At 71.1% G+C, this 11,908-nt stretch carries 11 protein-coding genes; 7 read left to right on the top strand and 4 right to left on the bottom strand.

All coding sequences use genetic code 11. The features are described 5' to 3' along the window. Positions 1-153: 153 nt before the first annotated feature. From RCR19_RS22445 to galE, 3 genes are read left to right on the top strand one after another with little or no spacing between them, the layout of a single operon-like run. Positions 154-1,368 carry a glycosyltransferase family 87 protein gene (locus tag RCR19_RS22445; protein ID WP_331269522.1) on the top strand — a complete coding sequence of 405 codons (1,215 nt, stop codon included), beginning with the start codon at positions 154-156 and terminating at the stop codon, positions 1,366-1,368. A gap of 37 nt (positions 1,369-1,405) precedes the next feature. Beyond that, complete coding sequence (locus tag RCR19_RS22440) at positions 1,406-3,007, top strand: glycosyltransferase family A protein (protein ID WP_331266751.1); 1,602 nt, start codon at positions 1,406-1,408, stop codon at positions 3,005-3,007. A 43-nt stretch (positions 3,008-3,050) separates the two neighbouring features. Next, on the top strand, positions 3,051-4,031 hold the full coding sequence (gene galE, locus RCR19_RS22435; protein ID WP_331266750.1) for a UDP-glucose 4-epimerase GalE: 981 nt from the start codon (positions 3,051-3,053) through the stop codon (positions 4,029-4,031). A 17-nt stretch (positions 4,032-4,048) separates the two neighbouring features. On the opposite strand, the gene RCR19_RS22430 is transcribed toward galE, so the two are convergent. Then, positions 4,049-4,981, bottom strand: coding sequence for an oxidoreductase (locus tag RCR19_RS22430; protein WP_331266749.1), 933 nt, complete (start codon positions 4,979-4,981; stop codon positions 4,049-4,051). Between the two features lie 98 nt (positions 4,982-5,079). Between RCR19_RS22430 and RCR19_RS22425 the strand changes: the two genes are divergently transcribed. Next, positions 5,080-5,679, top strand: a complete 600-nt coding sequence (locus RCR19_RS22425; protein WP_331266748.1) for a TetR/AcrR family transcriptional regulator — start codon at positions 5,080-5,082, stop codon at positions 5,677-5,679. 30 nt (positions 5,680-5,709) lie between these two features. Next, a complete protein-coding gene (locus RCR19_RS22420; protein WP_331266747.1) occupies positions 5,710-6,684 on the top strand; it encodes an ADP-ribosylglycohydrolase family protein in 975 nt (324 codons plus the stop codon). Positions 6,685-6,811: 127 nt separating this feature from the next. Here RCR19_RS22420 and RCR19_RS22415 read toward each other — a convergent pair whose 3' ends face one another. Next, entirely contained in the window at positions 6,812-7,438 is a 627-nt protein-coding gene (locus RCR19_RS22415; protein ID WP_059127868.1) for a TetR/AcrR family transcriptional regulator, read from the bottom strand. Positions 7,439-7,698: 260 nt separating this feature from the next. Between RCR19_RS22415 and RCR19_RS22410 the strand changes: the two genes are divergently transcribed. Both RCR19_RS22410 and RCR19_RS22405 read left to right on the top strand, forming a co-directional pair. Further along, complete coding sequence (locus RCR19_RS22410) at positions 7,699-8,616, top strand: ABC transporter permease (RefSeq protein ID WP_331266746.1); 918 nt, start codon at positions 7,699-7,701, stop codon at positions 8,614-8,616. Next, on the top strand, positions 8,609-9,481 hold the full coding sequence (locus RCR19_RS22405; protein ID WP_331266745.1) for an ABC transporter ATP-binding protein: 873 nt from the start codon (positions 8,609-8,611) through the stop codon (positions 9,479-9,481). The genes RCR19_RS22410 and RCR19_RS22405 overlap by 8 nt, the downstream gene beginning before the upstream one ends. A gap of 149 nt (positions 9,482-9,630) precedes the next feature. Here the strand turns inward: RCR19_RS22405 and RCR19_RS22400 are convergent, their stop codons facing one another. Together RCR19_RS22400 and RCR19_RS22395 are read right to left on the bottom strand one after the other, a co-directional pair. Beyond that, positions 9,631-11,043 (bottom strand): hypothetical protein, encoded by a 1,413-nt coding sequence (locus RCR19_RS22400; RefSeq protein WP_331266744.1) that lies wholly within the window; start codon positions 11,041-11,043, stop codon positions 9,631-9,633. 179 nt (positions 11,044-11,222) lie between these two features. Beyond that, positions 11,223-11,735, bottom strand: a complete 513-nt coding sequence (locus RCR19_RS22395; RefSeq protein WP_331266743.1) for a GtrA family protein — start codon at positions 11,733-11,735, stop codon at positions 11,223-11,225. Between the last annotated feature and the right edge of the window lie 173 nt (positions 11,736-11,908).

Below are 11,908 nucleotides of genomic sequence, written 5' to 3'. Positions count from 1 at the left end.
GCCTACTATCCGGGCTTGATGAGTGCCTTGAAGAGTGCCACGGGGTCCCGAACGACCGTAGCCGCGCCGCTTTCGCCGCCCCTCGTGAAGAGGATCCGCAAAAAGCACCGGCTGTTTCTCCTCGGCGCAGGCTGGCTCGCCACCCGCGCCCTGATGCTGTGGCTGCTCACCCACGACCAGTACCCCCTGCTCGGCCGGGGCGGGGTCGCCAGAGAAGTGTGGAAGCTGTACTTCCACTGGTACGGCCTCCTGCGCCACGGCGCGTTCCCGTCGGGCGACCAGCTGTGGCAGTACCCGCCCGGAGCGGGCGCGGTGCTCCTCTCACCCGCGCTCGTACCGGGCCTGACGTACTTTCAGGCCTTTGTGGTCCTCACGCTGGTCACGGACGCCGTGATCGTGCTCGCCCTCGCGCGTGCGGGCACCCGCCGGGGCAGTACGCTGCTCGGCGCCGCCCTGTGGACGGCGGGCCTGCCGCTGCTGCTGCACATCCCGCTCGCACGGTACGACGTCCAGGTCACCGCCTTCGCGGTGATCTCCCTGCTGGCGGTGCCGCGCCACGCGCGGACGTCCGGCGTCTTCGCCGCACTCGGCGCCCTGGTGAAGGTGTGGCCGGCACTAGCCCTGATCGGCACGCCGCGCGGCCGTACGACCCGGCAGGCGTGGACCGCCGCCCTGGTCACCGTGGTGACACTGCTCGCCGTCGTCGAGGCCCTCTTCCGCAACCCGTTCGACTTCCTGCGCCAGCAGGGCGGCCGCGGCGTACAGATCGAGTCACTGGGCGGCACCGTCCTGATGTTCGCGCGCCGGGCCGGCTGGCCGGTTCGCACCCGCTACCAGTACGGGGCCGTGGAGTTCGTGGGCCCGCATGTGCACCTGGTCGCCGTCGGGTCGCTCGTGCTGACCGGAGCCGCCTTCGCCCTCCTGCTCCTGTGGCGGCTGCAGAACCGCCGCTGGACGCCCGCGACCCCCTACGACGCGGCCCTCACCGCGGTCCTGCTCTTCACGGTGACGAGCCGGGTGATCAGCCCGCAGTACATGATCTGGCTGGTCGGCCTGGCCGCCGTCTGCCTGACGTCACGTCACACCACTCAGCGGCCGGTGGCGCTGCTCCTGCTGGCGGCCACCGCCGTGAGCGCGGTCGAGTACCCGGCGTACTACGGGGAAGTCGTCAACAGCACCTGGACGGGCTGCGTGCTCATGCTCGCGCGCAACGGACTGCTGATGTCCGCCGCGGTCGTGTCGCTCGTCCGCCTGTGGCGTTCCGGACACCCCCTGGCGGAACGGCCGGAAACGGACGCGTCGTCCTGGATCTCCGACCGGATTCCTGCATACTTCCGCACAGGTGGAGAATTGCCTCTTAACCGATGATTACCAGGCATCCCTAATGTTTCGGCTCGTGGAATCGATGCACCCTCACGATGCACAGGTCAGCGTCGTCGTCATCGGGTACGACGACGCCACTCATGTGACGGACGCGGTGCGTTCCGCCCTCGCCCAGGGCGGTTGCGTGCGCGAGGTGATCGCGGTCGACGACGCGTCGACCGACGGCAGCCCCGAACTGCTCGACGCCCTCGCGGTCGAGCACCCGCGCCTCAGGGTCGTCCGCAGAACGGTCAACAGCGGCGGCTGCGGCACCCCGCGCAACGACGGGATCGACGCGGCCGCCGCCCCGTACGTGATGTTCCTGGACAGCGACGACCTGCTGCCGCCCGGCGCGGTGGACGCGCTGTTGATGGCGGCCGTCGCCCACGGGTCCCCGCTCGCCGCGGGGCTCTGCGTGCGCCGCGAGCTGCCCTGCGGCCGCGAGACACCCTGGCAACCGGAGCTGTACGAGCGTCCGGCGCTGGTCTCCCGCCCCTCCAAGCGCCCCCGTCTGGTCTACGACACGCTGTGCGTCAACAAGCTGTACCGGACCGACTTCCTGCGCAAGCACGGCATCCGCTTCCCGGAAGGCCGCTTCCCCTACGAGGACTTCGTGTTCGGCGCACGTGTCCTGGCCGCCGGACCCAGCGTGGCCCTGGTCCCGGACCGGGTCTACATCTGGCACGTCCGGCGCTCGGCCCGGCGTCTGTCCATCTCCCTGGACCGCGCCGACATCGAGAACTGGAAGGCGCGTACGGAGGCGAACCGGCAGGCGTACGAGATCCTGCTCGGCGCCGGCGAGAAGCGGCTCGCGCGCGCCGCACGCACCACCTTCCTCGACCGGGGACTGCGTCTGTACGCCCGGGAACTCCCGCTCCGCGACACCGAGTACCGGGACGAGTGGTGGAGGCTCACCCGCGCGTATCTGTCGACTTTCGACGCGGCCGACCTCGCCCAGGCCTCGGTGCCCGGCAGGGTCGTCGCCCAGGTGGTGCTCGCCGCCGGGCGCCCGCGCGACCTGCACCGGCTCAAGGAGCTGGCGGCACGCCCCGCGCGGCTCACCCCGCCGTACGCGAGCACGCGGGACGGCACCCCGGTCTGGTCGGAGGATCTGCCCCAGGTCCGGCTGGAGCACCTGCTGTACCGCCCCGTGCGGCACCTGCCGATCGCCGTCGACGCGGAACTGCGCCCCCGGGCGCGGGCCGGCCTGCTGCGGCTGCGCCTGCACGAGCTGTATGGGCGGGTGGAGAACGCCCGACCGGGCCGGGTGGACGTGGAGTTCGTCCGCCGGGAGGGCGGCACCCGGGTGGGGCCTTCGCATCCCGCGGTCCTCAGGCGCGACGCGGACTCCGACGGCTGGACGGCCGAGACGCCCGTGGACCTGGCGGCACTCGGCACCGGCACCTGGGACCTCTCGCTGACGCTCCGCTTCGACGACGGGACGAGCCGCGCCACCACGCCCCGTGCCCTCACCGGGCCCGGTCTGCTGCGCCGGCGCGCGGTGCCGAACCCCAGGTGCGGAGTGCTGCTGGTGCAGCCGTACGCGACGCATTCGGGGGCCCTGGCCCTGCGGGTGGCATGCGGGGTGCGCGGAGCGGCCTCCGTTCTGGGCCGCAGGCTGCGGCGCCTGCTTCACTGGACGTGAACGCACCGACACGGTGGGCCAACTGACGAGGGGACGGCCGCACATGACCTGGTTGATCACCGGCGGCGCCGGTTACATCGGAGCGCACGTCGTCCGCGCGATGACCGAGGCGGGCGAACGGACCGTGGTGTACGACGACCTCTCCACGGGCCTCGTCGAACGCGTGCCCGCCGAGGTGTCGCTGGTGGTGGCGTCCACCCTGGACTCCGAGTCGCTGCGCCGCGCCCTGACGGACCACGCGGTGACGGGAGTCGTCCACCTGGCGGCGAAGAAGCAGGTGGGCGAGTCGATGGAACTCCCCCTGCACTACTACCGCGAGAACGTGGAGGGCCTGCGTGTCCTGCTGGAAGCGGTGACGGGAGCCGGCGTTCCCTCGTTCGTGTTCTCCTCCTCCGCGGCCGTGTACGGGATGCCGGACGTCAGCCTGGTGACGGAGGAGACACCGTGCCTGCCGATGTCGCCCTACGGGGAGACGAAGCTCGTCGGCGAGTGGCTGGTGCGCGCCACGGCCCGGGCGACCGGCCTGTCCACGGCGTGCCTGCGCTACTTCAACGTGGCGGGGGCGGCCGCGCCGGAACTTGCCGACGTCGGTGTCTTCAACCTGATCCCGATGGTCTTCGAGAAGCTGACGCAGAGCGCGCCCCCGCGCATCTTCGGCGACGACTACCCCACATCGGACGGCACGTGTGTGCGGGACTACATCCATGTGGTGGACCTCGCCGAGGCCCATGTCGCCGCGGCCCGCGCCCTGCGGACCTCGCCCGGCGCCGATCTCACCCTCAACATCGGCCGTGGGGAGGGGGTGTCGGTCCGCGAGATGGTCGACCGGATCAACGCGATCACCGGCTACGGCACCCCGCCTACGGTCACCCCCCGCCGCCCCGGCGACCCGGCCCGGGTCGTCGCCTCGGCCGACCGCATCGCCCGCGAACTGGGCTGGACGGCCAAGCACGATGTGGAGGACATGATCACCTCGGCGTGGGAAGGGTGGGTACGCAGGCATCCGGGGGCGGCGCGGGCATAGGGCCCGGGCGGCGGCCCTCAGGTCGTCGCCTTCGTGCGCTGCGAAAGGCGCGGGAACACGATCCCGGTCAGTTCCTCCGAGACCGTCCACAGGCGGCGGGCCGACTCCGGGTCACTGGCCGCGTGGGAGCGGCCGACCAGGGTCGGCGCGCCGCGCATCTCCCCGAGACCGTCGGGTCCCACATAGCTCGCGCCCGGCAGATCCCGGGTCGCCGCGTACAGGGTGGGCAGCGCGCCCGACTTGTTGTCCTGGGCGAGCACGCGGTTGCCGATCCGCATGGCGACCCGGCGCACCGCGCTGGCGTCGTGGCCCTGGAGGTTGGTCGCGGCCCAGCCCGGATGCGCGGCGAGGGCCCGCAGCGGTGAACCCGCCTCGGCGAGGCGGCGCTGGAGCTCCAGCGTGAACAGCAGATTGGCGAGCTTGGACTGGCCGTACGCCACCATCGGCGCGTATTCACCGGTCAGGTTCAGATTGTCGAAGTGGATGTGGATTCCGGCCGGCAGTCGGTGCGCGCCGGACGAGACGGTGACCACACGGTCGGTGATGTGCGGCAGCAGCAGGTTGGTCAGGGCGAAGTGCCCCAGGTGGTTGGTGCCGAACTGCATCTCGAAGCCGTCCTTGGTGGAGGCCTCGGGGATGTTCATGACACCGGCGTTGTTGATCAGCAGATCGAGGTCCCCCTGCCAGCCCGCGGCGAACTCCCGTACGGAGGAGAGGTCGGCGAGGTCGAGGCGGCGCACCTCGACGCTTCCCTTCGCGCCGCGCACGGTCGCGGCGGCGGCCTCGCCGCGCCGCACGTCCCGTACGGCGAGCACCACATGCGCGCCCGCGTGGGCCAGTGCGTCGGCGGCGGCGAGCCCGATGCCGCTGTTGGCGCCGGTGACGACGGCGGTGCGGCCGCTCTGGTCGGTGATGTCGGAGATATTCCATTTACGTGATGTCTGAGGCATGACTTCAATGTAGGCGTCGCCAACAATGCTGTCAATGACAACAATGGTGTCGCTGCCCACAATGTAGGCGCCGGTCACATCCCCGATAGACTGCCTTCATGCAGACCCCTCGTCGTTACCACCACGGAGACCTCCGCGCCGCACTGCTCGCCGGTGCGGAGGACACGCTCCGGGAGAAGGGACCCGCCGCGCTGTCCCTCCGGGAACTGGCGCGCGACCTGGGCGTCAGCCATGCCGCCCCGAGCCGCCACTTCAAGGACAAGCAGGCACTGCTGGACGCCCTGGCGCTCGTCGGCTTCGACCGGATCTCAAGGACGATGACGACGGCCCTGGAGGAGGCGGGCGAGTCGTTCGCCGACCGGCTGGCGGCGGGGGCACGCTCCTATGTCGACTTCGCCGTCGCCAACGCCGAGCTGCTCGACCTCATGTACTCGATCAAGCACACCCCCGAGGCGTCCGAGGAACTGGGCGCGGCCTCCCAGCGGTGGACCGAGCAGATGATGAACCTGATCGTCGAGGGCCAGCGCAGCGGAGAGGTGCGCGAGGGCCCTCTGGAGCGCGTGGGCATCGGGGTCTTCTCCACCCTCCACGGCTATGCCACCCTCGCCGCGAGCGACTCCCTGCCGGAAGAGATGCGCGGACAGGACCTGGACGAACTGGTGGCGTACATCCTCCGGGGCTGCGCTCCGGGGGCGTGAGCGGCGTCGGGTCACCCGTACGCTTCGCCGATGACCGACTCCCCCGGCCCCGCGCCCCGCTCCCGCACCCTGCGCGCGATCGGCGCGGTCCTCGGCTCCGCCGTGGGCGACGCCCTCGGCGCCCCGTTCGAGTTCGGCCCCGAGGGCGCGTTCTCGGCACGCTTCCCGGCACCGGGCGACGGCGCCGGGATGTGCGGGGGCGGCGGCTGGGAGCCCGGTGAGGCGACCGACGACACGCAGATGGCGGTGCTCGTCGGGGAGTCGCTGCTGGAGCACGGCGGACTCGAGCTCCCGGACGTGTTCGCCCGGTTCCGGCGCTGGGCGGCGGCCGGCCCCAAGGACATCGGCCTGGCGACCGAGGCGGTTCTCACCGGCGGCGACCCCTGGGACCTGGCGGCGGCACTGCACTTCCAGACGAACGGGCGGGCGGCGGGCAACGGTGCACTGATGCGTGCGTCGACCTCGGCCGTGTACTTCGCTCCGCACGGCCGGGAAGCCACGATGGACGCCGCCCGCCGGATCGCGGCACTCACCCACGGGGACCGGGCGGCCTGGGAGGGCACGGCGATCTTCCACGAGCTGATCCGCGTGGCACTCACCGGAGGGGACCCGCTCGAGGCGGTTGCCACCACCCTCGGCGCCGTCCATCCGGGCCACCGCGCCCGCTACGCGCAGGTCCTGGCCCCCGACTGGCATCCGGACCTGGCGACGGAGTTCAACGGCGCGGTCTGGCCGTGCCTGGGCTCCGCCGTCTGGGCCCTGCGGACCACCACGTCGTACGAGGACGCCGTACGCGCCGCCGTCGACCTCGGCGGCGACACGGACACGGTCGCGGCGGTGACAGGGGGTCTCGCCGGAGCCGTGCACGGCCCGGACGCGATCCCGGACCGCTGGACGCAGCCGCTGCACGTGCCGCTGCCGGGCTTCGGCGACCGTGTGCTGAACGGGCCGGAACTCATGCGTCTGGCGCGGCGGCTCGCGGCCCCGGGTGGCGAGGCCGACTGAATCGTGGTGGAGCGACCGCCGTCACGTGTCGCATCTCACCGGTCGGTCGTGCCACTGGACGCCGCTTCGGTGCGTCATCGGCACGGCGGTGGACCGGGCCGAGGCGCCGCCGTACGCGCCCGCGCCCTCACAGTGCCTTGAGCGCCCCCGCCGTGGCCCGGGCGAGTCCCGCCAGGTATCCCTTCGGCAGCTTCGGGCCGCGTACCACCACCGCCCGCCAGTACAGCGGGCCCGAGATCAGGTCGAGGGCCAGGTCCACGTCGATGCCGTCGCTGATCTCACCGCGAGCGGCGGCCGCGGCGACGACACCGCTCGCGACGCTCTGCTGCCCCTCGCGCAGCGCCTTCTGCATGGCCTCCGCGATGTCCGGATTGCGGGCCGCCTCCGCCTGGAGGTCCGGGATGATCTGGCCGGCCACCGGGTGGCGCAGGGCGCGGGACGTCACCTCGTACAGGAGTCTCAGATCCCCCTCCAGGGAGCCCGTGTCGGGGGCCGGCAGGCCCTGGACCGCCACCGCCGAGACCAGGTCGAGGACCAGGTGCAGCTTGGAGCGCCATCGGCGGTACACCGCCGTCTTGCCGACGCCCGCCCTGCGCGCGATGCCCTCGATGGACATTCGGGCGTAGCCGACCGCCGCGAGTTCCTCGAAGACGGCTGCGCGAATGGCCTCCGTCACGTCCTCGCGGAGGACGGCCGCGCCCGCTGGGGCCCGGCGGCGCCGTTTCACCTGGGAAGTGCCGGCGTTCGTGGTCATGCCGACCAGCATAGGGCGTTACGACGATACGGTTGCGTTCCGACGTCAGATCGGCTTAGGCTCGCGATGCGACGATACGGTCCCGTCCCGACGCAAAGAGCAGTCGTCCGAACCCCCAAGAGCTGTACAAGACCCTAAAGCAGAGCAAGACCCCGGCAAGAAAACGTGAGAAAAGCCGGAAAGCGGAGTCACCGGGGTCGATCCAGCGGAAGACTGCGGACCGGTTCGCGCACCCGACCCCCCGAGCGAAAGCAGCGGATGTGAGCCAGGTCCTCGACACACCGCCCCCCACGGCCACCGAATCGGCCGAGACCCCGGCGCAGCTCGCCGCACGGTACGGCCTCTCGGTCAGCGGCGCCCGTCCCTCCCTGCCGGAGTACGTCCGTCAGCTGTGGGCGCGGCGGCACTTCATCTCGGCGTTCGCCACCGCCAAGCTGACCTCCCAGTACGCTCAGGCGAAGCTCGGCCAGGTCTGGCAGGTCATGACCCCGCTGCTGAATGCGGCGGTGTACTACTTCATCTTCGGCGTTCTGCTGCACACCAAGAAGGGCGTGCCGGACTACATCCCGTTCCTGGTCACGGGCGTGTTCATCTGGACGTTCACATCGAGCTCGATCCTGACCGGCACCCGTGCGATCTCCGGCAACCTCGGGCTGGTCCGGGCCCTGCACTTCCCGCGAGCCGCGCTGCCCATCTCGTTCTGCCTCCAGCAGCTCCAGCAGCTGCTGTTCTCGATGGCCGCCCTGCTCGTGATCCTGCTCTTCTTCGGCGTGCCGGTCGCCGCCTCCTGGCTGCTGGCGATCCCGGCCCTGATCCTGCAGTTCACCTTCAACGCCGGCGTCTCGATGATCATGGCCCGGTTGGGCGCCAAGACACCGGACATCGCCCAGCTGATGCCGTTCGTGCTGCGCACCTGGATGTACATCTCCGGCGTCATGTGGAGCATCGACAAGCTGACCGATCAGCAGAGCGGCCTGCCGAGCTGGGTGGCTCCGGTACTCAAGGCCAACCCGGCCGCCGTCTACATCGACCTGATGCGTTTCGCCCTCATCGACAGCTTCCACGCGAGCCAGCTGCCGCCCCACGTGTGGGTGGTCGCGACGGGCTGGGCCCTGCTCGCCGGTGTCGGCGGCTTCATCTACTTCTGGAAGGCTGAGGAGACGTACGGCCGTGGCTAACCCGAACAGCGACGAGCGCATCCCCACCGTCATCTGCGACGGCGTCGACATCGTCTACCGCGTCAACGGCACCGGGGCCGGCCGTGGCTCCGCCACCGCCGCGCTCAACCGCATGCTGCGCCGCAAGACGGCGGAGAAGGCGGCCGGCGTGCGCCGCGTGCACGCCGTGAAGAACGTCTCCTTCACCGCCTACAAGGGCGAGGCCATCGGCCTGATCGGCACAAACGGGTCCGGCAAGTCGACCCTGCTCAAGGCCGTGGCCGGGCTGCTCCCGGTGGAGAACGGCGCCATCTACACCGATGGCCAGCCCTCCCTCCTCGGCGTCAACGCGGCCCTCATGGGCGACCTGACGGGCGAGAAGAACGTCTACCTCGGCGGCCTCGCCATGGGCATGTCCCGCGAGGAGATCAAGGAGCGCTACCAGGAGATCGTCGACTTCTCCGGCATCAACGACAAGGGCGACTTCATCACCCTCCCCATGCGGACCTACTCCTCCGGCATGGGCGCCCGGCTGCGGTTCTCCATCGCCGCCGCCAAGGACCACGACGTCCTCCTCATCGACGAGGCCCTGGCCACCGGTGACGCGTCCTTCCGCAAGCGGTCCGAGAAGCGCATCCGCGAACTGCGCCAGCACGCCGGCACGGTGTTCCTGGTCAGCCACAGCAACGCGTCCATCCGCGACACCTGCGAGCGGGCGCTGTGGCTGGAGCGCGGTGTGCTGCGCATGGACGGGCCGACCGAGGAGGTCCTCGAGGCGTACGAGGAGTTCACGGAGGGCGGCAGCAAGCCCAAGCGGGCGAATCCGAAGAAGCCCAAGCCCCAGAAGCAGGAACCCGCGGCCGCGGAAGCGCCCCTCTCCTCCTGAGGCGCGGCAGCGTGCCAGGCCCCCGGCGAGACGGTGCGCCGGGGGCGGCCGGGTGACGATCGCGGTCGTCGTGGATCGCGGGGTCATGGTCCGCCGCTCGGTCTGCCGGTACGAAGCACGTGGTGCCGGCGGCCGCGCGAGCCGACCCCTCAGCGCTCCACCTCGTACAGAATCTGTCCCCCCGGCCCCGCGGCCACCCGCCGCAACGCCCGGTCCCCCGGCGGCAGTCCGCCGTCCGAGGGCCCCTGCACCACCCAGTGCGTGCCGTAGGACCGCAGTGCACGAAGACGCGCGTTCCGCGGCACGCCCCTTGCGAAGTACGTCTCCACGGCCGACATCCGGCGCCCCTCGTCCGGCAGGAAGAAGTCCGGATACCCCGGAGCCACGGTGTACGCGCCGTACGCGGGAATCTGCCGCGCGGGATAGGTCCTCGCCATCACCACGTCCCCGTACCGCACCCAGGGCGTGATCCAGTGGTATCCGGTCCACGGCACCCGGTACTTCGCCGCGACCGGCCCGGGCAGTGCGCTGCGCCCCACCACGTAGCCCACGGTCTGCGCCTGCGTCCAGGCCCCGACGGCCAGCGCGACGGCCAGCACACCGGCTGCGGCCCTGCGCAGCGTCCCGTATGCAGTCCCGGCCACCTCCACGGCCGCCGCGATCTGTGCGGGGATCAGCACCGCCGGAAGCGCCCGTCCCCAGGAGTAGTGCCCGCTCAGCCCGCCCGCCGCGAACACCGCCACCCCGAGCAGGAAGAACAGCGCCAGGGGGTCCCGCGGATCGCGCCGCGCCCGGACCGCCAGCGCCGCCACCCCGATCAGCACCAGGCAGAAGCGTGCGAACAGATCCTGGTAGAGCGCCCGGTGGATCGTCTCGAGGCCCCCCACGCGGAACAGTGCGAAGAAGTCGTAGTACGGCCACCCCACCAGGATCAGGACCCCCAGCAGGATCCCGGCCCCGAGCCGCGGCAGGGCCCGGCGGCCGGCCCGCGCCCCCACCACCGTCGCCAGTGCCCCGAGCGTCGCCACCACGCCGGTGAACTGATGGCTCAGCAGGATCACCGCCCACAGCGCACCGAGCCCGAGGAAGACGGCCGGAGCCGCGGGCTCCCCCTTCAGCGCCCGTGCCAGCGCGGCCCAGAAGTGCAAGGCGAGCCCCAGCGCGAACACACTCGGGTAAGCCACCGTCAGCGCCAGCGAGTTGAGCCCGAGGAAGCCACTCCATTTGAAGACCTGGGTGCCCCACAGGAACACCGTGCACATCAGGGCGAGCGGCGGTGCGGCACTCCGGTCGCTCAGTGTGCGGACGTATCGCCACAGGCCCGTCACCAGCAGTGCCAGACCGATCAGCGCGCCGATACGCAGCACGACCCAGACGGACAGTCCCGTGAAGCGCGCGACGACGCCGAGGAACACGGTCCACGGCGAGTAGTAGGGGCTCGGCGTGTTCTCGTCGACCAGCGGATTGCCCGGGTCCAGGAGCCGGTGCCGCAGCCGTTCCACGGTCGCGGCGTGCATGCCGAGATCGCCGTCCCACGGCAGCCGGACGATCACGAGCAGCATCAGTAGGACGATCAGGCCGGCAATCGCCCATAGTGCGGCACCCGTCGTTCCGCACCGCGCTCCGGTGCGGCTGCCCGCGTCACGGGAGCGCTTCGGTCTCTCGCTCCCCGTGCCCGACCCGGCCGTCCCGGTCGTTCCCCCTGCTCCCTCGGCCCCGCCCGCCCCCTCGGACGCCAGGCTCATCGCGCTCCGGCGCCCTGCTTCGCCTCGTGCTGGAAGACCCACGTCCGGTACACCAGGAAGCGGAACGCCGACGCCAGCACGATCGACAGGGCCTTGGCGGCGTTGGAGCCGAGCGAACCGTTCATGTCCAGCCCGTGGTAGCCGATGTAGAACAGCAGGCTCTCCATCATCACGCCGATACCGCTGAAGACGAAGAACAGCGCGATCTGCTGCCGGGTGCGCGAGGACCGGTCCCGGTAGGCGAAGAAACGGAAGCCCAGGTAGTTGGTGCCCATCGCGACGACGCTCGCCATCACGGTCGCCGTCATCGGTGCCCAACTCACGCCGTGAAGCAGCAAGTTGAAGACAAGGAAGTTGACCGCGACACCACTGCCGCCGACGACCCCGAACTTGGCGACCTCGACTGCGAGCCGCCGGACCCGGGCGAACGCCGGGACGGGGGCGGGCACGACGGTCTCGGCGGCCGGGCGAGCGACCTTGGGTCGCTGCTCGGAGAGGTTCACTGTCACGGGTACGGGTCCTCCACACTCGTCCGGCGATCAGGCCAAACCCTAGCCCAAATGTCCCGTTTAGCAGGAAACGGTAAATTCAACGCCGGAATTGCCCAAGGTGTTGGCAAGAAAGCGGAGCAGGGAGGGCGCGCCGGAGGAGGACGTCCGGACACGCGGACGGGGGTGCCCCA

Origin of the sequence: Streptomyces sp. WAC07094, assembly GCF_036320405.1 — a bacterium.
In the GTDB taxonomy this organism is placed as follows: Bacteria; Actinomycetota; Actinomycetes; order Streptomycetales; family Streptomycetaceae; genus Streptomyces; species Streptomyces lannensis.
The sequence above is the reverse complement of the archived record's forward strand: the minus strand, read 5'-3'. Positions and strand labels throughout refer to the sequence as shown.